Raw genomic sequence first — 20,689 nt, forward strand, 5'->3', positions numbered from 1 at the left:
ACCCCGACGCCGGGAGCCCGTCGCGACCGGCACCCAGCACGGCGTCCAGCCGCCGATGAGCAGCGCCGAGTACGCGGAGGCCGCGAGGGCTGGTGGCCTGGGCGCGGGGGCCCTTGCCGATGGGCCAGCCGCGGCCGTCGCCGGCGTGCCCGTGACACGGGCTCCCGGGTGCCCGTCCGCCGCCCACGCGCGCGCGTGGCTACGATGGGCCAGCCGGTGGCCAGCAGGGGCCGAGCCGGCCACACCGACCGTCGGGAAGGCCATGCTGAACAAGTACGCGCGTGCATTCTTCACGCGTGTTCTCACTCCGTTCGCCTCGTTTCTGATCAGGAGGGGCGTCAGCCCCGACACGGTCACGCTCCTCGGCACCGCCGGAGTGGTCGCGGGCGCGCTGGTCTTCTACCCCATGGGGGAGTTCTTCTGGGGCACGGTCGTGATCACGCTGTTCGTGTTCTCCGACCTCGTCGACGGCAACATGGCCCGTCAGCTCGGCCGTTCCAGCCGCTGGGGCGCCTTCCTGGACTCCACGCTCGACCGGGTCGCCGACGGCGCCATCTTCGGCGGCTTCGCCCTCTGGTACGCGGGCGGGGGCGACGACATCGCCCTGTGCGCGGTCTCCATCTTCTGCCTGGCCAGCGGCCAGGTGGTGTCGTACACGAAGGCCCGGGGCGAGTCGATCGGGCTGCCGGTCGCCGTCAACGGGCTCGTCGAGCGCGCCGAGCGCCTGGTGATCTCCCTGGTCGCGGCCGGCCTCGCGGGCCTGCACAAGTTCGGCGTGCCCGGCATCCAGTACCTGCTGCCGGTCGCCCTGTGGATCGTCGCCGTGGGAAGCCTGGTCACGCTCATCCAGCGGGTCGTCACGGTCCGCCGGGAGTCGGCCGAGGCCGAGGAGGCCGCGGCGGAGTCGGGTGCGGGCGAGTCGGGCGCCGTCGGGTCGGGTGACATCGGGTCGGCCGCCGCCGAGAAGGAGCCCCGGGAGCCCAAGACGTCCCAGGAGCAGGGGAGCGAGGCCGCGAAGTGAGCGTCCAGGAGCGGCTGACCGACTCGCTGTACGGCCTCGGCTGGGGCGCGGTGAAGAAGCTCCCCGAGCCGGTCGCCGTGCGTCTCGGCCAGAGCATCGCCGACCTGGCCTGGAAACGGCGCGGCAAGGGAGTGCTCCGGCTGGAGAGCAACTACGCGCGCGTGGTGCCCGACGCGAGCCCCGATCGCCTCGCCGAACTCTCGCGCGCGGGCATGCGGTCGTACCTGCGCTACTGGATGGAGTCCTTCCGGCTGCCGGCCTGGAGCAAGGACCGCATCAAGGCCGGCTTCGACCCCAAGGGCCTGCACCACCTCACCGACGGGCTCGCCGCCGGCAAGGGCGTCGTCCTCGCGCTGCCGCACATGGCCAACTGGGACCTCGCCGGCGCCTGGGTCACCACCAAGCTGGAGACGCCGTTCACGACGGTCGCCGAACGGCTGAAGCCGGAGACGCTCTACGACCGTTTCGTCGCCTACCGCGAGGGCCTCGGCATGGAGGTACTCCCGCACAGCGGCGGCACCGCGTTCGGCACGCTGGCCCGGCGGCTGCGGGACGGCGGCCTGGTCTGCCTGGTCGCCGAGCGCGACCTGTCGTCGTCCGGGGTCGAGGTGCAGTTCTTCGGCGAGGCGACCCGCATCCCCGCGGGCCCGGCCCTGCTGGCCCAGCAGACGGGCGCGCTGCTGCTGCCGGTGACACTCTGGTACGACGACTCGCCCGTCATGCAGGGAAGGGTGCACCCCCCGGTCGAGGTGCCCGAGACAGGTACACGGGCCGAAAAGACGTCTGTCATGGCACAGGCGCTGGCCGATGCCTTCGCCACCGGGATCGCCGACCATCCGGAGGACTGGCACATGCTGCAGCGTTTGTGGCTGAAGGACCTCGAACCCCGGCCGTCGGACGGGGCCCGCCCGTGAGAATCGGCATCGTCTGCCCGTACTCCTGGGACGTGCCGGGTGGCGTCCAGTTCCACATCCGCGATCTCGCCGAGTACTTCATCCGCCTCGGCCACGAGGTGTCCGTCCTCGCCCCGGCCGACGACGACACCCCGCTGCCCCCGTACGTCGTCTCGGCCGGCCGCGCGGTCCCGGTGCCGTACAACGGCTCGGTGGCCCGGCTGAGCTTCGGCTTCCTGTCGGCGGCACGGGTGCGCCGCTGGTTGCACGACGGCGAGTTCGACGTGGTCCACATCCACGAGCCGTCCTCGCCGTCGCTCGGCCTGCTGACCTGCTGGGCCGCGCAGGGCCCGATCGTCGCCACCTTCCACACCTCGAACCCGCGCTCCCGGGTCATGGTCGCCGCGTACTCGATCCTCCAGGCCGCCCTGGAGAAGATCAGCGCCCGGATCGCCGTCAGCGAGTACGCCCGCCGCACACTGGTCGAGCACCTCGGCGGCGACGCGGTGGTGATCCCCAACGGCGTCGACGTCGACTTCTTCGCCAAGGCCGAACCGAAGCCCGAGTGGCAGGGCGACACGATCGGCTTCATGGGGCGCATCGACGAGCCCCGCAAGGGCCTGCCGGTGCTGATGAAGGCCCTGCCCCGGATCCTCGCCGAGCGCCCGCAGACCCGGCTGCTGGTCGCCGGGCGCGGCGACGAGGAGGAGGCGGTGGAGTCCCTTCCCGAGGAACTGCGCGCGCGCGTGGAGTTCCTCGGCATGGTCAGCGACCGGGACAAGGCCCGCTTCCTGCGCAGCGTCGACCTGTACGTCGCCCCCAACACCGGCGGCGAGAGCTTCGGGATCATCCTGGTCGAGGCCATGTCGGCAGGGGCTCCGGTACTCGCGTCGGACCTCGACGCCTTCGCCCAGGTCCTCGACCACGGCGCGGCGGGCGAGCTCTTCGCCAACGAGGACGCGGACGCGCTCGCCGAGGCGGCGGTACGGCTGCTCGGCGACCCGGCGAGACTGGCCGAACTGCGCGAGCGAGGCAGCGCACACGTCCGCCGGTTCGACTGGTCGACCGTGGGGGCGGACATCCTGTCGGTCTACGAGACGGTGACATCGGGCGCGGCGGCGGTCGCGGCGGCGGACGACGACCGGGGGCCGGGGCTGCGGGCACGGCTGGGACTCGCCCGGGACTGACCGCCGCGGCGGCGACCGGGCCGGCGTGCGGTGGGCTGGGGTGATGACGGACCGGGTGAACCCGCGGACGGGCCGGTCGGTCGCCGGAGTGAGGATTGGTCGGCTTGCGGTGACTGTCAGGGCTGGGACCGGATGTGGTGAGCGGATCACGGGCGCCGGCACGCCGGCACGGAACCGGCTGACTCGCCCCGCGCTCGGTCACCCGGCGGCGGCACCCACGCCACGAGGGCGCGCCGGGGGAGTTCGGGCCGCGCATCCATCCCCGTGTCCGGCCCTTCCCCGTGTCCGGCCCACCCCTGTGCCGACCCACCCCGCCTCGACCCGCCCCGATAGCCTTGCTGCCCGTGACTCCCACCCTCATCTGGATTCTCGTCGCGCTCGTCGCGATCGGCCTTTATCTGAGCTGGACCGCGGGCCGTCTCGACCGGCTGCACGCCAGGATCGACGCCACGCGCGCGGGCTTGGACGCGCAGTTGCTCCGCCGGGCCTCCGTGGCCCAGGAGTTGGCCACCGCGAGCGTGCTCGACCCGGCCGCGTCGATCGTCCTGTACGAGGCCGCGCACGCCGCCCGGCAGGCCGAGGAGGAGCAGCGGGAGGTCGCCGAGAGCGAGCTGAGCCAGGCGTTGCGGGCCGTCTTCGCGGAGCCGGCCCAGGTGGAGGCGGTCCGCGAGGCGCCCGGGGGAGAGGCGGCCGCCCACGAGCTCACCGAGGCGGTACGCCGGGTTCCCATGGCCCGCCGCTTCCACAACGACGCCGTCGGCGCCGCCCGCCGACTGCGCCAGCACCGCAAGGTCCGCTGGTTCCGCCTGGCCGGCCACGCCCCCTTCCCGATGGCCTTCGAGATGGACGACGAGCCGCCCGCGGCCCTGGTGGACCGGGCCGCGTAGGACGATGACCGACGCGCGACGCCGGGTCTTCCTGGACCTGGAGGGCAACGGCAACGGCACCGTTTTCGTCGTCGTGGCGGCGCCGACCGGCGTCGTCTACGAGGTGCAGGGCGGCGGCCACGGCTGCGTCCCGTACGAGCAGGAGGGCTATCTGCTGCCCGTGCCGGGACGGGCCGTCGACGAGGAGCTGAGGGAGATCTTCTTCGGCGAGCTGAAAAGGGCCGGCTCCCGTGGCCTGACCTGGTCGCCCGAGTTGCTCGACCGGCTGAGGAGCGCCGTCGCGCTGCACGTCCACGGCTCCGCGAACCGCGACGACCTGTGGCCCGCGCCCCTGGTCCTCGACGAGTCCCGCCTGGCCGAGGCCGACGAGGCATGGGTGCCGGTGCTCACACCTGACGGCCCTGGCGTTCTGACCTGGGAGAACTCCGACTGACCCGGCCCTTGGAGGAGCAGAACGATCCACCGGCTCCCCATTGGCCCTTGCTGTGGCCTGGTCCCGTGACGTTTCCTCGGTGCTGCAGTAATCCCTTTCACTTCAGCGAGGTCAACCCGTGTCCAGCACCGAGAACCAGGCTCCCGAGATCGGCACCGCGCGCGTGAAGCGCGGTATGGCGGAGCAGCTCAAGGGCGGCGTGATCATGGACGTCGTCACGCCGGAGCAGGCGAAGATCGCGGAGGACGCGGGCGCCGTCGCCGTCATGGCGCTGGAGCGGGTCCCCGCCGACATCCGCAAGGACGGCGGCGTGGCCCGTATGTCCGACCCGGACATGATCGAGGGCATCATCGAGGCCGTCTCGATCCCGGTCATGGCCAAGTCCCGCATCGGCCACTTCGTCGAGGCCCAGGTCCTGCAGTCCCTCGGCGTCGACTACATCGACGAGTCCGAGGTCCTCACCCCGGCCGACGAGGTCAACCACAGCGACAAGTTCGCCTTCACGACCCCCTTCGTCTGCGGTGCCACCAACCTGGGCGAGGCCCTGCGCCGGATCGCCGAGGGCGCCGCCATGATCCGCTCCAAGGGCGAGGCCGGCACCGGCAACGTCGTCGAGGCCGTCCGCCACCTGCGCCAGATCAAGAACGAGATCGCCCGCCTGCGCGGCTACGACAACAACGAGCTGTACGCCGCCGCCAAGGACCTGCGCGCCCCGTACGAGCTCGTCAAGGAGGTCGCCGAGCTCGGCAAGCTGCCGGTCGTGCTGTTCTCCGCCGGCGGCGTCGCCACCCCCGCCGACGCCGCGCTGATGCGCCAGCTCGGCGCCGAGGGCGTCTTCGTCGGCTCCGGCATCTTCAAGTCCGGTGACCCGGCCAAGCGTGCCGCCGCCATTGTGAAGGCAACCACCTTCTACGACGACCCGAAGATCATCGCGGACGCGTCCCGCAACCTCGGCGAGGCCATGGTCGGCATCAACTGCGACACCCTCCCCGAGACCGAGCGCTACGCCAACCGCGGCTGGTAACCACTCATGAGCACTCCTGTCATAGGCGTCCTGGCCCTCCAGGGCGACGTCCGGGAGCACCTCGTGGCCCTGGCCGCGGCTGACGCCGTGGCCAGGCCGGTGCGGCGCCCGGAGGAACTCGCCGAGGTGGACGGCCTCGTCATCCCTGGCGGCGAGTCCACCACCATCTCCAAGCTGGCGGTCCTGTTCGGCGTGATGGAGCCGCTCCGCGCGCGGGTGCGGGACGGCATGCCCGTCTACGGCACCTGCGCGGGCCTGATCATGCTGGCCGACAAGATCCTCGACCCGCGCTCGGGCCAGGAGACCGTCGGCGGCATCGACATGATCGTGCGCCGCAACGCCTTCGGACGTCAGAACGAGTCCTTCGAGGCCGCGGTCGACGTCAGGGGAGTTCCGGGCGCCCCCGTGGAGGGCGTCTTCATCCGTGCCCCCTGGGTGGAGTCCGTCGGTGCCGAGGCCGAGGTGCTCGCCGAGCACGACGGCCACATCGTCGCGGTCCGCCAGGGCAACGCCCTCGCCACGTCGTTCCACCCGGAACTGACCGGCGACCATCGCGTGCACTCTCTCTTTGTCGACATGGTGCGCGCGTACCGGACGCGGGAGTCCTTGTAGGATCTCAGGCGTTGGTTGCAGAGATGGGTTACGCGAAGGAGACAGGCAGATGTCCGGCCACTCTAAATGGGCCACGACGAAGCACAAGAAGGCCGTGATCGACGCCAAGCGCGGCAAGCTCTTCGCGAAGCTGATCAAGAACATCGAGGTCGCGGCGCGCATGGGCGGCGTGGACCTCGACGGCAATCCGACGCTTTTCGACGCCGTGCAGAAGGCGAAGAAGTCGTCTGTTCCGAACAAGAACATCGACTCCGCGATCAAGCGTGGCGGCGGTCTCGAGGCCGGCGGCGCCGACTACGAGACGATCATGTACGAGGGCTACGGCCCCAACGGCGTCGCGGTGCTCATCGAGTGCCTGACCGACAACCGCAACCGCGCCGCCTCCGACGTGCGCGTCGCCATGACCCGCAACGGCGGCAACATGGCCGACCCCGGTTCGGTGTCGTACCTCTTCAACCGCAAGGGCGTCGTCATCGTCCCCAAGGGCGAGCTCTCCGAGGACGACGTGCTCGGCGCCGTCCTGGACGCGGGCGCCGAGGAGGTCAACGACCTGGGCGAGTCCTTCGAGGTGCTCAGCGAGGCCACCGACCTGGTCGCCGTCCGCACCGCCCTCCAGGACGCCGGGATCGACTACGACTCCGCCGACGCCAACTTCGTCCCGACCATGCAGGTCGAACTGGACGAGGACGGCGCCAGGAAGATCTTCAGGCTGATCGACGCGCTCGAGGACAGCGACGACGTGCAGAACGTCTTCGCCAACTTCGACGTGAGCGACGAGGTCATGGAGAAGGTCGACGCGTAACGCTGCCGCGAACTGAGCGGATCCGGCGGGCCGGTGGGACACACCCCACCGGCCCGCCGCCGTTGTCGGTGGCAGCAGATAGCCTGCACAAACAGGAGATCGAAGGAGGGGGCGCGGTGCGCGTACTCGGGGTGGACCCCGGACTGACGCGGTGCGGTGTCGGTGTGGTCGAGGGAGTTGCCGGCCGGCCGCTCACGATGGTCGGCGTCGGTGTCGTGCGCACGCCCGTGGACGCCGAGTTGGGGCAGCGCCTCGTCGCCGTCGAGCAGGGCATCGAACAGTGGCTGGACGAGCACCGGCCCGAATTCGTGGCCGTGGAGCGGGTGTTCAGCCAGCACAACGTCCGTACGGTGATGGGCACGGCCCAGGCAAGCGCCGTCGCCATGCTGTGTGCCGCCCGCCGCGGCATCCCCGTCGCCCTGCACACCCCGAGCGAGGTCAAGGCCGCCGTCACCGGCAGCGGGCGCGCCGACAAGGCCCAGGTCGGTGCCATGGTCACCCGCCTGCTGCGACTCGACGCGCCGCCCAAGCCGGCCGACGCCGCCGACGCCCTCGCCCTCGCCATCTGCCACATCTGGCGCGCGCCCGCCCAGAACCGGCTCCAGCAGGCCGTCGCCCTGCACACAGCCACAGCACGGACCACAGCACGGAAAGGCCGTACGGCATGATCGCCTTCGTGAGCGGCACAGTCGCCGCACTCGCTCCCGACGCCGCGGTGGTCGAGGTCGGCGGTGTCGGCATGGCGGTGCAATGCACGCCGAACACGCTGTCGACCCTGCGCCTCGGTCAGCTGGCCAAGCTCGCCACCTCCCTCGTCGTCCGCGAGGACTCCCTCACCCTCTACGGCTTCGTCGACGACGACGAACGCCAGGTCTTCGAACTGCTGCAGACCGCCAGCGGAGTCGGCCCCCGGCTGGCCCAGGCCATGCTGGCCGTGCACGCGCCGGACGCGCTGCGCCGCGCGGTGGCCACGGGTGACGAGAAGGCGCTCATCGCCGTGCCCGGCATCGGCAAGAAGGGCGCCCAGAAGCTGCTCCTGGAACTCAGGGACCGGCTCGGCGAACCGATCGGCGCCCCCGCGATCGGCGCCCCGGTCACCCAGGGCTGGCGCGATCAACTGCACGCCGCTCTGATCGGCCTCGGCTACGCCACGCGCGAGGCCGACGAGGCCGTCACCGCCGTGACCCCCCAGGCGGAGGCGGCCGAGGGCACGCCCCAGGTCGGCCAGCTGCTGAAGGCCGCCCTGCAAACCCTGAACCGCGCCCGCTAGGAGAACGTCAGTGAACTGGGACGACACCACCGACGAGACCGCCGCCGAGCGGCTCGTCGGTGCGTCCGCCGACCGTGAGGACCAGGCCGTCGAGGCCGCCCTGCGCCCCAAGGACCTGGACGAGTTCATCGGCCAGGAGAAGGTCCGCGAACAGCTCGACCTGGTCCTGCGGGCCGCCCGCGCGCGCGGCGCCACCGCCGACCACGTACTGCTCTCCGGCGCCCCCGGACTCGGCAAGACCACCCTTTCGATGATCATCGCGGCCGAGATGAACGCCCCGATCCGCATCACCAGCGGTCCCGCCATCCAGCACGCCGGCGACCTCGCCGCGATCCTCTCCTCCCTCCAGGAGGGCGAGGTCCTCTTCCTCGACGAGATCCACCGCATGTCGCGGCCCGCCGAGGAGATGCTCTACATGGCGATGGAGGACTTCCGCGTCGACGTCATCGTCGGCAAGGGCCCCGGCGCCACCGCCATCCCCCTGGACCTGCCGCCGTTCACCCTGGTCGGCGCCACCACGCGCGCGGGCCTGCTGCCGCCCCCGCTGCGCGACCGCTTCGGCTTCACCGCCCACATGGAGTTCTACGAGCCCGCCGAGCTGGAGCGCGTCATCCACCGCTCGGCCGACCTGCTCGACGTCGAGATCGGCTCCGACGGCGCCGCCGAGATCGCGGGACGCTCCCGCGGCACGCCCCGTATCGCCAACCGCCTGCTGCGCCGGGTGCGCGACTACGCCCAGGTCAAGGCCGACGGGATCATCACACGCGACATCGCCGCGGCGGCCCTCAAGGTCTACGAGGTCGACGCCCGCGGCCTCGACCGCCTCGACCGCGGCGTCCTGGTGGCCCTGCTCAAGCTCTTCGGCGGCGGCCCGGTCGGCCTGTCCACGCTCGCGGTCGCGGTGGGGGAGGAGCGCGAGACCGTCGAAGAGGTGGCCGAGCCCTTCCTGGTACGGGAGGGTCTGCTCGCCCGCACCCCGCGCGGACGGGTCGCCACACCCGCCGCATGGGCCCATCTCGGCCTCACCCCGCCCCGCTCGGCGTCCACAGGAAACGGACAACAGGACCTGTTCGGGACGTGATGCCTTTGTGACGGCGAAGCATTGGCCGGGTCCGGAACCCAGGTGCGATGCTGAGCGTTGTTCCCTGCGCGCGGACTCGCTTAGACTCCGCCGATGCCGCCCTTGCCGACGGCAGACATACCCCCAACCATCAGGCCGCTCACATCGCGGTCGCGTGAAGGAAGTACCGACCCGTGAGTCTCGTGACCCTCCTCCCGTTCATCGTGCTCATCGGGGCCATGTTCCTGATGACCCGCTCGGCCAAGAAGAAGCAGCAGCAGGCCGCGAGCATGCGGAACGACATGCAGCCCGGCAGCGGCGTCCGCACCATCGGGGGCATGTACGCCACGGTCAAGGAGGTCAACGAGGACACGGTCCTCCTCGACGCCGCTCCCGGCGTCGATCTTCTCTTCGCGAAGAACTCCATCGGTGCCGTCCTGACCGACGACGAGTACAACCGCATCGTCCACGGCATCGAGCACGACCTGAAGTCCGACTCCGACGTCGTCCCGGACGACGCCTCCTCCCTCACCGAGACCGACGAGTCCGCCGACGAAGCTGCCGCCGCCTCCGACGAGAAGTCCGTCGACCTCGGTAAGAAGGACACGGCCGAGGAGCCCGCCGACGACGCGCCCGCCGAGGCCGCCGAGGCGAAGTCGGACGACGAGCCGAAGAAGACCGACGGCGACTCCGACGCGAAGTAGTCGCACTCCGGGGCGCGCGGGCCAGCTCGGCGCGCCCCGGACCTGCGTGGCTCGCACGGGATCCCGACACCAGTCATGGCCGCCCGCCCGCCGATCCGGCGCGAGAGCGGCCCGAGAGGGAGTACGAGAAGGTGGCAGCACCCAAAAGGGGCCGGAGCGCGAGTGCCCAGAGCAAGCCAGGGCGCACGCTGGCCCTGATCCTGATCGCCATCGTGGCGCTCACCGGTGGAATGTTCCTCTCCGGACACACCACCCCGCGTCTCGGCATCGACCTTGCCGGAGGCACCAGCATCACGCTGGAGGCCAAGGCCGACCAGGGGTCCGCGATCAACAAGGCCAACATGGACACCGCGGTCGACATCATGAACCGCCGTGTCAACGGCCTGGGCGTCTCCGAGGCGGAGGTGCAGACCCAGGGTGATCGCAACATCATCGTGAACATCCCCAAGGGCACGAACTCCAAGGAGGCCAGCGACCAGGTCGGCACCACCGCCAAGCTGTACTTCCGTCCGGTCCTCGCGCAGGACGCCACCGGCCCCGCCGCCGCCTCGCCGAGCCCCTCCGCCAGCGGCTCCTCGACCGCGTCGCCGAGCCCCTCCGCGAGCAAGTCCGGCTCCACGGGTGAGAAGGCGACCTCGTCGTCCTCCCCGTCGGCCTCCGCCAGCTCGCAGGGCCGCGCCGTCACCGACGCGCTGAAGGCCGACGCCACGCCGTCGGCGTCCGCGAGCGCGTCGAGCTCCGCGTCCCCGTCGGCCCCCGCGAGCACCGCTCCCTCCGCCGCCGAGGCCAAGCTCCAGGCCCAGTACACCGCCCTGGACTGCTCCAAGAAGGCGCAGCGCACCACCGCGGGCGAAGGCGCCAAGCCGGGCGAGACCACCGTGGGCTGCGGCGAGAGCTCCGGCGTCTGGTACAAGTACCTGCTCGGCCCGGCCGCCGTCGACGGCACCGAGGTCAAGAAGGCCCAGGCGGTCTTCGACACCCAGAACGCCTCCGGCTGGCAGGTCACCATGACCTTCAACAGCAAGGGCGCCAAGAAGTTCGCGGACGTCACGGGCCAGCTCGCGAAGAACTCTTCGCCGCAGAACGAGTTCGGCATCGTCCTCGACGGCGACGTCGTCTCCAGCCCCTACGTCAGCTCCTCGATCACCGGCGGCAGCGCCCAGATCTCCGGCAGCTTCACGCAGAAGGAGGCCCAGAACCTCGCGAACATGCTGTCGTACGGTGCCCTCCCGCTCTCCTTCCAGGAGCAGAGCGTCACCACGGTGACCGCGGCGCTCGGCGGTGACCAGCTGCACGCCGGTCTCCTCGCGGGTGCCATCGGCCTCCTCCTGGTCGTCGTCTACCTGGTGGCCTACTACCGGGGTCTGTCTCTCGTCGCGATGGCCTCGCTGCTCGTCTCCGCCATCCTCACCTACGTGCTCATGGCGCTGCTCGGCCCGGCCATCGGCTTCGCGCTGAACCTGCCGGCCGTGTGCGGTGCCATCGTCGCGATCGGTATCACCGCGGACTCGTTCATCGTGTACTTCGAACGCATAAGGGACGAGATCCGCGAGGGCCGCTCGCTGCGCCCCGCCGTCGAACGGGCCTGGCCGCGTGCCCGGCGCACCATCCTGGTCTCCGACTTCGTGTCGTTCCTCGCCGCCGCGGTGCTGTTCATCGTGACGGTCGGCAAGGTGCAGGGCTTCGCGTTCACGCTCGGTCTGACCACCGTGCTCGACGTGGTCGTGGTCTTCTTCTTCACCAAGCCGCTGATGACGCTGCTGGCCCGCCGGAAGTTCTTCGCCAGCGGCAGCAAGTGGTCCGGGCTCGACCCGGAGAGCCTGGGTGCCAAGCCGCCGCTGCGCCGCACCCGCCGTCCAGCCGCCCCCGTTGAGACGAAGGAGGCGTGAGCATGTCGAAACTCGGCAACCTCGGCGCCCGACTGCACCGTGGCGAGATCAGCTACGACTTCATCGGTCACCGCAAGCTCTGGTACGGCATCTCGATCCTGATCACCATCACGGCGATCCTGGGCCTCGCGGTACGCGGCCTCAACATGGGCATCGACTTCCAGGGCGGCGCTGTCTTCACCACCCAGAAGACCAGCGTCTCGGTCTCCCAGGCAGAGGACTTCGCGAAGGAGGCCTCCGGCCACGACGCCGTCGTCCAGAAGCTCGGCAACGGCACGCTGCGCATCCAGATCGCCGACATGGACACCAAGCAGTCCGACCAGGTCAAGACCGATCTGGCCAAGGACTTCAAGGTGGACCCGGAGACTATCGCCGCCGACCTGGTCGGGCCCAGCTGGGGTGACCAGATCGCCAAGAAGGCCTGGCAGGGCCTGGTGATCTTCATGGTCCTCGTCGTGATCTATCTGGCGATCGCCTTCGAGTGGCGCATGGCCATCGCCGCCCTCGTCGCCCTGATCCACGACATCACCATCACCGTCGGCATCTACGCCCTCGTCGGCTTCGAGGTCACGCCGGGCACGGTGATCGGTCTGCTGACCATCCTCGGTTACTCGCTCTACGACACGGTGGTCGTCTTCGACTCCCTCAAGGAGCAGACCAAGGACATCACCAAGCAGAACCGCGAGACCTACAGCGACATCGCCAACCGCTCGATCAACAGCACCCTGGTGCGCTCGATCAACACCACGGTGGTCGCGCTGCTTCCGGTGGCGGGCCTGCTGTTCATCGGTGGCGGCTTCCTCGGCGCGGGCACGCTCAACGACATCTCGCTGTCGCTGTTCGTCGGCCTCGCCGCCGGTGCGTACTCCTCGATCTTCATCGCCACGCCGCTCGTCGCCGACCTCAAGGAGCGCGAGCCGGCGATGAAGGCCCTCAAGAAGCGGGTCCTGGCCAAGCGCGCCCAGGCGTCCGCCGAGGGGCAGCCGGCCGACACGCGTCCCGTCTCCGACGAGCCGGACGACGACGCCGCCCACGCAGTCGTCGGTCCCCGCACCCAGCCCGCGTCCCGTGGCCGCGGCCGTGGCCGTCCGTCGGGTAAGCGCCGATGACGGGCATCGAGGAGCTGCTGCTCAGCCGTATCCGTGATGTGGCCGACTACCCGGAGCCGGGCGTGATGTTCAAGGACATCACCCCGCTCCTGGCGGACCCGGCGGCGTTCACGGCGCTCACCGACGCGCTGGCCGTGGTCGCCGCGAACACCGGTGCCACGAAGATCGTCGGCCTGGAGGCCCGCGGCTTCATCCTCGGCGCCCCGGTCGCCGTCCGCGCGGGACTCGGCTTCATCCCCGTGCGCAAGGCGGGCAAGCTCCCCGGGGCGACCCTCAGCCAGGCGTACGACCTGGAGTACGGCTCGGCGGAGATCGAGGTGCACGCGGAGGACCTGTCCGCCGACGACCGCATCCTGATCGTCGACGACGTCCTGGCCACGGGCGGTACGGCCGAGGCCTCGATCGAGCTGATCCGCAGGGCGGGTGCCGAGGTCGCGGGCCTGGCGGTCCTGATGGAGCTGGGCTTCCTGGGCGGGCGGGCCCGCCTGGAGCCGGCCCTGGCGGGTGCTCCGCTGGAGGCACTGCTCGTGGTCTGACCCACCAGTACGCTACGGAAACGGCCGCCCCGGGCTCTCCGGGGCGGCCGTTTCGCGCTCGTGCGGCCGGGGGAACCGCGCGACCAGCCACGACGGCGCGTTCGCCGCCGACGGACCGAAGCCCCTGGGGGCCTCTGCACGCCCCACCGGCACCCGCGGGACACCGACCGGAATGCCGACTGCCGCGCCACGCGTTCCACCGGTAGACGTCCCTCACATCGGGCTGGTAGCGATCCCGGGGCGCAGGATCGCTACCATGGGTTCTCCGGAGCCTGACCGGGGGATTCGGATCGCGCACGAGGAGTCCTCTTGCCAGACGAGGCCCAGCCACTGACCGCCGCCAAGCCCGAGCCCGGCTCGGCGCCCGCGGCGAAGCCCGCGCCGGACGCGAAGAACGCGACGAACGACGCCCGCGGGCCGGTCGAGCACGCCCAGTCCGCGCCCGTCGACAAGCCGGCCGAGTCGGCCCGGCCCAAGCCGGCCCCGGCCGAGAGCTCCGCGCAGTCGGCCCCCGCGGTCCGCCCGAATACGGGCCAGCCCGCCCGCACCGGCTCCTCGAACCGCGTCCGCGCCCGTCTCGCCCGGCTCGGCGTGCAGCGCTCCAACCCGTACAACCCGGTCCTCGAGCCCCTGCTGCGGATAGTGCGCAGCAACGACCCGAAGATCGAGACCGCGACCCTGCGCCAGATCGAGCGCGCCTACCAGGTCGCCGAGCGCTGGCACCGCGGCCAGAAGCGCAAGAGCGGCGACCCGTACATCACCCACCCCCTCGCGGTGACCACGATCCTCGCCGAGCTCGGCATGGACCCGGCGACCTTGATGGCCGGCCTGCTGCACGACACGGTCGAGGACACCGAGTACGGCCTCGACCAGCTCCGCCGCGACTTCGGCGACTCGGTCGCGCTGCTCGTCGACGGCGTCACCAAGCTGGACAAGGTCAAGTTCGGCGAGGCCGCGCAGGCCGAGACCGTGCGCAAGATGGTCGTGGCCATGGCCAAGGACCCGCGCGTGCTGGTCATCAAGCTCGCCGACCGCCTGCACAACATGCGCACCATGCGCTACCTCAAGCGCGAGAAGCAGGAGAAGAAGGCGCGCGAGACGCTGGAGATCTACGCGCCGCTCGCCCACCGCCTCGGCATGAACACCATCAAGTGGGAGCTGGAGGACCTCGCGTTCGCGATCCTCTACCCCAAGATGTACGACGAGATCGTACGGCTGGTGGCCGAGCGGGCGCCCAAGCGTGACGAGTACCTGGCCATAGTGACCGACGAGGTGCAGTCCGACCTGCGCGCGGCCCGGATCAAGGCCACTGTCACCGGCCGCCCGAAGCACTACTACAGCGTCTACCAGAAGATGATCGTCCGCGGCCGCGACTTCGCGGAGATCTACGACCTGGTCGGCATCCGGGTCCTCGTGGACACCGTCCGCGACTGCTACGCCGCTCTCGGCACCGTGCACGCGCGATGGAACCCGGTCCCCGGCCGGTTCAAGGACTACATCGCGATGCCGAAGTTCAACATGTACCAGTCGCTGCACACCACGGTCATCGGCCCCAACGGCAAGCCCGTCGAACTCCAGATCCGCACGTTCGACATGCACCGCCGCGCCGAGTACGGCATCGCCGCGCACTGGAAGTACAAGCAGGAGGCCGTCGCCGGCACCTCCAAGGTCCGCTCGGACCAGCCGAGGACCACCGGCAAGGACGACCACCTCAACGACATGGCGTGGCTGCGCCAGCTCCTCGACTGGCAGAAGGAGACCGAGGACCCCGGTGAGTTCCTGGAGTCCCTGCGCTTCGACCTCTCGCGCAACGAGGTCTTCGTCTTCACCCCCAAGGGCGACGTCATAGCGCTGCCAGCCGGCGCCACCCCGGTGGACTTCTCGTACGCGGTGCACACCGAGGTGGGCCACCGCACCATAGGAGCCCGCGTCAACGGCCGTCTCGTGCCGCTGGAGTCGACCCTGGACAACGGCGACCTCGTCGAGGTCTTCACGTCCAAGGCGCCCGGGGCCGGGCCGTCCCGGGACTGGCTGAACTTCGTGAAGTCGCCGCGGGCCCGCAACAAGATCCGCGCCTGGTTCTCCAAGGAGCGCCGCGACGAGGCGATCGAGCAGGGTAAGGACGCCATCGTCCGCGCGATGCGCAAGCAGAACCTGCCGATCCAGCGCATCCTCACCGGCGACTCCCTCGTCACGCTCGCGCACGAGATGCGCTACTCCGACATCTCCGCCCTGTACGCGGCGATCGGCGAGGGCCATGTCTCCGCGCAGAACATCGTGCAGAAGCTGGTCCAGGCGCTCGGCGGCGAGGAGGCGGCCACCGAGGAGATGGACGAGGCGGTCCCGCCGTCCCGCACCCGCGGTCGCAAGCGGCGGAGCAACCAGGACCCCGGTGTCGTGGTCAAGGGCGTCGACGACGTGTGGGTCAAGCTGGCCCGCTGCTGCACCCCCGTCCCGGGCGACCCGATCATCGGCTTCGTCACCCGGGGTAGTGGTGTATCGGTTCACCGCAGCGACTGCGTCAACGTGGAGTCACTGTCCCGCGAGCCCGAGCGCATCCTCGAGGTCGAATGGGCGCCCACGCAGTCCTCGGTGTTCCTGGTCGCCATACAGGTCGAGGCCCTGGACCGCTCCCGGCTCCTGTCCGACGTCACCCGCGTCCTGTCCGACCAGCACGTCAACATCCTCTCCGCGGCCGTCCAGACCTCCCGCGACCGCGTCGCCACCTCCCGCTTCACCTTCGAGATGGGCGACCCGAAGCACCTCGGCCACGTCCTGAAGGCGGTCAGGGGCGTGGAGGGCGTGTACGACGTGTACCGCGTGACATCGGCGCGGAACCGGTCGTAGACGACATGCGAAAAGGGCCCCGGGAAACCGGGGCCCTTTCGTGTGTACGGCTTTCTCAGCCGCCGAACTCCTCGAGACCCTTGAGCGCCTGGTCGAGGAGCGCCTGGCGGCCCTCCAGCTCACGCTCCAGCTTGTCGGCCCTGGCGTTGTTGCCCTGGGCGCGCGCCTGGTCGATCTGGCCCCTGAGCTTGTCCACGGCAGCCTGGAGCTGACCGGTCAGACCCGCGGCACGCGCGCGTGCCTCCGGGTTGGTCCGGCGCCACTCGGTCTCCTCGGCCTCCTGGAGGGCGCGCTCCACGGCGTGCATCCGGCCCTCGACCTTCGGCCGGGCGTCCCGCGGGACGTGACCGATGGCCTCCCAGCGCTCGTTGAGGGTACGGAAGGCGGCGCGGGCGGTCTTCAGGTCGCCGATCGGCAGGAGCTTCTCGGCCTCCTCGGCCAGCTCCTCCTTCAGCTTGAGGTTCTCGGTCTGCTCCGCGTCACGCTCGGCGAAGACCGAGCTGCGGGCGGCGAAGAACACGTCCTGGGCGCCGCGGAAGCGGTTCCACAGGTCGTCCTCGTGCTCGCGCTGGGCGCGGCCCGCGGCCTTCCACTCGGCCATCAGCTCGCGGTAGCGGGCGGCCGTCGGACCCCAGTCCGTCGACCCGGACAGCGCCTCGGCCTCGCCGACCAGCCGCTCCTTGGTCCTGCGGGCATCCTCGCGCTGCGCGTCCAGCGACGCGAAGTGGGCCTTGCGGCGCTTGGAGAACGCCGAGCGGGCGTGCGAGAAGCGGTGCCAGAGCTCGTCGTCGGACTTGCGGTCCAGGCGCGGCAGCCCCTTCCAGGTGTCCACCAGCGCGCGCAACCGCTCACCGGCGGCCCGCCACTGGTCGGACTGGGCCAGTTCCTCCGCCTCGACGACCAGCGCCTCCTTGGCGTGCCGGGCCTCGTCGGACTGCTTCGCGCGCTGCTGCTTGCGCTCCTCGCGGCGCTTGTCGACGGTCTCCACGAGCTTGTCCAACCGCACCTTGAGCGCGTCCAGGTCGCCGACCGCGTGATGCGCGTCGACCTGCTCGCGGATGTGGTCGATGGCCGCAGAAGCGTCCTTCGCCGACAGGTCGGTGGTCTTCACTCGCTTCTCGAGGAGGCCGATCTCGACAACCAGGCCCTCGTACTTGCGCTCGAAGTAGGCCAGGGCTTCGTCGGGGGAGCCGGCCTGCCAGGAACCGACGACCTGCTCGCCGTCGGCCGTACGCACGTACACGGTCCCCGTCTCGTCGACGCGGCCCCACGGGTCGCTGCTCACAGCGCCTCCTCCACATGATGCCTGCGGGAGGCTCGCTCGCCCCCGGGCATCGTCCACAGTTTCGTCACGGCCAACATAGGCGACCGGCGGGTTGCCTGTCCGCATCCCGCGCGACCGAAATTCCGCAGTTGACGGTCAGGATTTGGTGACAGTCGCCTTGTTGATCACGACGGTCGCGTTCGGCGCGCCGTCGCCCGCGCCGGTGCTCTCACCGGCCGCGGCGATCTTCTTCAGCACCTTCATACCGGATTCCGAGATGGTCCCGAACGGGGTGTAGCTCGGGGGCAGCTGGCTGTCCTGGTAGACCAGGAAGAACTGGCTACCTCCAGTGTGCGCCTGCCCGGTGTTCGCCATCGCGACGGTGCCCGCCGGGTAGACGTTGGACTTGAGGCTCTTGTCCTTCAGATTCTCGTCCGGGATGGTGTAGCCCGGCCCGCCGCTGCCGGAGCCCGTCGGGTCGCCGCACTGCAGGACGTAGATGCCGTTGGTGGTGAGCCGGTGGCACTTGGTGTGGTCGAAGAAGCCCTTGTTCGCGAGGAAGTCGAACGAGTTCACGGTGTGCGGGGCCGCCGACGCCTTCAGCGCGATGTCGATCTTGCCGCAGGTCGTCGCGAGGTCCAGGGTGTACTTGGCCGACTCGTCGATGGACATCGCCGGCTCCTTCTTCCAGGTCTGCGTCTCGACCTTGCCGGCGGCGGGCTTGTCGCACGGGTCCGGCGCCTTGCTGGTGGCCGCCGCACTGGGGCTCGTCCGGGAGCTCGCGTTGGCCTTGTCGTCGCTCTTCATGACCCCGGAGGTGTAGAGCGCGAGGCTGCCCACCAGGACCACGCCGAGCACCGACGCGATCACAGAGTTGCGTACGCGGGCCTTGCGGCGCGCGGCCGTGCGCCGCTGCTGCTGCCGCAAGAACTTCTCCCGCGCGAGCTGCCGCTTCCGCTGTTCCTGGGTGACCACGGGGTTCTCTCCTCATGCGTCTCGTCCGCCGACCGGTACGCATGCGTCCTATGAACCGACCGCCTGCGTGTGCCCCGTACCGTATATGGGTTCGCTGAGGAATCGGCAGCGCCGGTAGGCTCTGACCACTGGGGCAGCTGCCCGGAAGACCGCCCGTACCGACACAAACCGAGGACGATCGTGCTCATTGCCGGGTTCCCCGCCGGGGCCTGGGGGACGAACTGTTATCTCGTCGCCCCCGCCGCCGGTGAGGAGTGCGTGATCATCGACCCCGGCCACCAGGCCGCCGAAGGCGTCGAGGAAGCGCTGAAGAAGCATCGGCTCAAGCCCGTCGCCGTCGTCCTCACCCACGGCCACATCGACCACGTGGCCTCGGTCGTCCCGGTCTGCGGCGCGCACGACGTGCCGGCCTGGATCCACCCCGAGGACCGGTACATGATGAACGACCCGTCGATGGGTCTCGGCCGGTCGATCGGCATGCCGCTGATGGGCGAGATCACCGTGGGCGAGCCGGACGACGTCAGGGTGCTGACCGACGGCGCGAAGCTGGAGCTGGCGGGGCTGGAACTGTCCGTCGCGCACGCGCCCGGCCATACCAAGGGGTCGGTGACCTTCCAGATGCCCGAGACCGCGGAGATCCCGTCCGTGTTCTTCTCAGGGGATCTGCTCTTCGCCGGCTCCATCGGACGCACCGACCTGCCCGGCGGTGACATGGCCGAGATGCTCGACTCGCTGGCGCGCGTGTGCCTGCCGCTCGACGACTCGACCGTGGTGCTGTCCGGCCACGGCCCCCAGACGACCATCGGCCAGGAGCGCGCCACCAACCCGTATCTGCGGGAAGTGGCCGCCGGCCAGGGAGCCTCCGAGGCTCCCCGACGAGGAATGTGACGAGAGACTTCGTGAGCACCTTTCAGGCCCCCAAGGGCACGTACGACCTGATCCCGCCGGACAGCGCCAAGTTCCTGGCCGTCCGCGACGCGATCGCCGCACCCCTGCGCACCTCCGGCTACGGCTACATCGAGACGCCCGGCTTCGAGAACGTGGAGCTGTTCGCGCGCGGGGTTGGCGAGTCCACCGACATCGTCACCAAGGAGATGTACGCCTTCGAGACCAAGGGCGGCACCAAGCTGGCCCTGCGCCCCGAGGGCACGGCGTCCGTGCTGCGCGCGGCGCTGGAGGCGAACCTGCACAAGCTCGGCAACCTGCCGGTCAAGCTCTGGTACTCCGGCTCGTACTACCGCTACGAGCGTCCGCAGAAGGGCCGGTACCGGCACTTCTCGCAGGTCGGCGCCGAGGCGATCGGCGCCGAGGACCCGGCGCTGGACGCCGAGCTGATCATCCTGGCCGACCAGGCGTACCGCTCGCTGGGCCTCAGGAACTTCCGCATCCTGCTCAACAGCCTGGGCGACAAGGAGTGCCGCCCGGTGTACCGGGAGGCGCTGCAGACCTTCCTCCGGGGCCTCGACCTCGACGAGGAGACCCTGCGCCGCGCGGAGATCAACCCGCTGCGCGTCCTCGACGACAAGCGCCCGGAGGTGCAGAAGCAGCTCGGAGACGCCCCGCTGCTGCGCGACTACCTCTGCGACGCCTGCAAGGCGTACCACGAGGAGGTCCGCGAGCTGATCACCGCGGCCGGGGTGGCCTTCGAGGACGACCCGAAGCTGGTGCGCGGCCTCGACTACTACACCCGTACGACCTTCGAGTTCGTCCACGACGGCCTGGGCTCCCAGTCCGCGGTGGGCGGCGGCGGCCGCTACGACGGTCTGTCGGAGATGATCGGCGGCCCCGCGCTCCCGTCCGTCGGCTGGGCGCTCGGCGTCGACCGTACGGTCCTCGCACTGGAGGCGGAGGGCGTCGAGCTCGAACTGCCCCCCACGACCAGCGTGTTCGCGGTCCCGCTGGGCGAGGAGGCGCGGCGGATTCTCTTCGCCAAGGTGATCGAGCTGCGCAAGCTCGGCATCGCCACCGGCTTCTCCTACGGCGTCAAGGGCCTCAAGAGCGCCATGAAGAACGCCAACCGCAGCGGCGCCCGCTACACGATCGTCGCCGGTGAGCGCGACCTCGCCGAGGGCGTCGTACAGCTCAAGGACATGGAGTCCGGGGAGCAGTCGGCGATCGGGGTCAACGAGATCGTGGCGGAGCTGGAGTCCAGGCTCGGTTAGCAGTACCGCGGGTG

Annotated in this window: 20 protein-coding genes; 18 read left to right on the top strand and 2 right to left on the bottom strand. The window is 70.4% G+C overall.

What is annotated here, in order from left to right; translation table 11 throughout:
* The first annotated feature begins 262 nt into the window (after positions 1 to 262).
* From pgsA to ABZT06_RS43650, 16 genes are all read left to right on the top strand, one after another.
* On the top strand, positions 263 to 1,021 hold the full coding sequence (gene pgsA, locus ABZT06_RS43575) for a phosphatidylinositol phosphate synthase (protein ID WP_355753849.1): 759 nt from the start codon (positions 263 to 265) through the stop codon (positions 1,019 to 1,021).
* A complete protein-coding gene (locus tag ABZT06_RS43580) occupies positions 1,018 to 1,935 on the top strand; it encodes a phosphatidylinositol mannoside acyltransferase (RefSeq protein WP_355753851.1) in 918 nt (305 codons plus the stop codon). The genes pgsA and ABZT06_RS43580 overlap by 4 nt, the downstream gene beginning before the upstream one ends.
* Positions 1,932 to 3,101, top strand: coding sequence for a glycosyltransferase family 4 protein (locus ABZT06_RS43585; RefSeq protein ID WP_355753853.1), 1,170 nt, complete (start codon positions 1,932 to 1,934; stop codon positions 3,099 to 3,101). Before ABZT06_RS43580 ends, ABZT06_RS43585 begins: the two co-directional genes overlap by 4 nt.
* A gap of 344 nt (positions 3,102 to 3,445) precedes the next feature.
* The gene (locus ABZT06_RS43590) at positions 3,446 to 3,988 is read left to right on the top strand and encodes a hypothetical protein (RefSeq protein ID WP_355753855.1); all 543 of its coding nucleotides are present in this window, start codon (positions 3,446 to 3,448) and stop codon (positions 3,986 to 3,988) included.
* 4 nt (positions 3,989 to 3,992) lie between these two features.
* A complete protein-coding gene (locus ABZT06_RS43595; protein WP_355753858.1) occupies positions 3,993 to 4,421 on the top strand; it encodes a DUF6210 family protein in 429 nt (142 codons plus the stop codon).
* A gap of 118 nt (positions 4,422 to 4,539) precedes the next feature.
* Positions 4,540 to 5,445: a pyridoxal 5'-phosphate synthase lyase subunit PdxS gene (pdxS, locus tag ABZT06_RS43600; RefSeq protein ID WP_355753860.1), complete on the top strand. Its 906-nt coding sequence runs from the start codon at positions 4,540 to 4,542 to the stop codon at positions 5,443 to 5,445.
* Between the two features lie 6 nt (positions 5,446 to 5,451).
* Complete coding sequence (gene pdxT, locus ABZT06_RS43605) at positions 5,452 to 6,057, top strand: pyridoxal 5'-phosphate synthase glutaminase subunit PdxT (protein ID WP_355753862.1); 606 nt, start codon at positions 5,452 to 5,454, stop codon at positions 6,055 to 6,057.
* A 49-nt stretch (positions 6,058 to 6,106) separates the two neighbouring features.
* Positions 6,107 to 6,859 (top strand): YebC/PmpR family DNA-binding transcriptional regulator, encoded by a 753-nt coding sequence (locus tag ABZT06_RS43610; RefSeq protein ID WP_355753864.1) that lies wholly within the window; start codon positions 6,107 to 6,109, stop codon positions 6,857 to 6,859.
* Between the two features lie 116 nt (positions 6,860 to 6,975).
* Positions 6,976 to 7,527, top strand: a complete 552-nt coding sequence (gene ruvC / locus ABZT06_RS43615; RefSeq protein ID WP_355753865.1) for a crossover junction endodeoxyribonuclease RuvC — start codon at positions 6,976 to 6,978, stop codon at positions 7,525 to 7,527.
* Positions 7,524 to 8,129 carry a Holliday junction branch migration protein RuvA gene (gene ruvA, locus ABZT06_RS43620; RefSeq protein ID WP_355753867.1) on the top strand — a complete coding sequence of 202 codons (606 nt, stop codon included), beginning with the start codon at positions 7,524 to 7,526 and terminating at the stop codon, positions 8,127 to 8,129. Before ruvC ends, ruvA begins: the two co-directional genes overlap by 4 nt.
* Positions 8,130 to 8,139: 10 nt before the next feature.
* A complete protein-coding gene (gene ruvB / locus ABZT06_RS43625) occupies positions 8,140 to 9,210 on the top strand; it encodes a Holliday junction branch migration DNA helicase RuvB (protein ID WP_355753869.1) in 1,071 nt (356 codons plus the stop codon).
* A 173-nt stretch (positions 9,211 to 9,383) separates the two neighbouring features.
* Complete coding sequence (yajC, locus tag ABZT06_RS43630) at positions 9,384 to 9,893, top strand: preprotein translocase subunit YajC (protein ID WP_020117481.1); 510 nt, start codon at positions 9,384 to 9,386, stop codon at positions 9,891 to 9,893.
* Between the two features lie 131 nt (positions 9,894 to 10,024).
* Positions 10,025 to 11,782, top strand: coding sequence for a protein translocase subunit SecD (secD, locus tag ABZT06_RS43635; RefSeq protein ID WP_355753873.1), 1,758 nt, complete (start codon positions 10,025 to 10,027; stop codon positions 11,780 to 11,782).
* 2 nt (positions 11,783 to 11,784) lie between these two features.
* Entirely contained in the window at positions 11,785 to 12,891 is a 1,107-nt protein-coding gene (gene secF / locus ABZT06_RS43640; RefSeq protein ID WP_355753924.1) for a protein translocase subunit SecF, read from the top strand.
* The gene (locus ABZT06_RS43645; protein ID WP_355753874.1) at positions 12,888 to 13,427 is read left to right on the top strand and encodes an adenine phosphoribosyltransferase; all 540 of its coding nucleotides are present in this window, start codon (positions 12,888 to 12,890) and stop codon (positions 13,425 to 13,427) included. The genes secF and ABZT06_RS43645 overlap by 4 nt, the downstream gene beginning before the upstream one ends.
* 309 nt (positions 13,428 to 13,736) lie before the next feature.
* On the top strand, positions 13,737 to 16,274 hold the full coding sequence (locus ABZT06_RS43650) for a bifunctional (p)ppGpp synthetase/guanosine-3',5'-bis(diphosphate) 3'-pyrophosphohydrolase (protein ID WP_355753876.1): 2,538 nt from the start codon (positions 13,737 to 13,739) through the stop codon (positions 16,272 to 16,274).
* Positions 16,275 to 16,329: 55 nt separating this feature from the next.
* On the opposite strand, the gene ABZT06_RS43655 is transcribed toward ABZT06_RS43650, so the two are convergent.
* Together ABZT06_RS43655 and ABZT06_RS43660 are read right to left on the bottom strand one after the other, a co-directional pair.
* Positions 16,330 to 17,559, bottom strand: coding sequence for a DUF349 domain-containing protein (locus ABZT06_RS43655; RefSeq protein ID WP_355753879.1), 1,230 nt, complete (start codon positions 17,557 to 17,559; stop codon positions 16,330 to 16,332).
* A gap of 135 nt (positions 17,560 to 17,694) precedes the next feature.
* The gene (locus ABZT06_RS43660) at positions 17,695 to 18,513 is read right to left on the bottom strand and encodes a peptidylprolyl isomerase (RefSeq protein WP_355753881.1); all 819 of its coding nucleotides are present in this window, start codon (positions 18,511 to 18,513) and stop codon (positions 17,695 to 17,697) included.
* A 180-nt stretch (positions 18,514 to 18,693) separates the two neighbouring features.
* Here ABZT06_RS43660 and ABZT06_RS43665 point away from each other — a divergent pair, with 180 nt between their 5' ends.
* Complete coding sequence (locus tag ABZT06_RS43665) at positions 18,694 to 19,401, top strand: MBL fold metallo-hydrolase (protein WP_355753884.1); 708 nt, start codon at positions 18,694 to 18,696, stop codon at positions 19,399 to 19,401.
* Between the two features lie 11 nt (positions 19,402 to 19,412).
* A complete protein-coding gene (gene hisS / locus ABZT06_RS43670; protein ID WP_355753887.1) occupies positions 19,413 to 20,675 on the top strand; it encodes a histidine--tRNA ligase in 1,263 nt (420 codons plus the stop codon).
* The last annotated feature ends 14 nt before the right edge of the window (positions 20,676 to 20,689 follow it).

Source organism: Streptomyces sp. NPDC005483 (assembly GCF_040606035.1).
GTDB lineage: Bacteria > Actinomycetota > Actinomycetes > Streptomycetales > Streptomycetaceae > Streptomyces.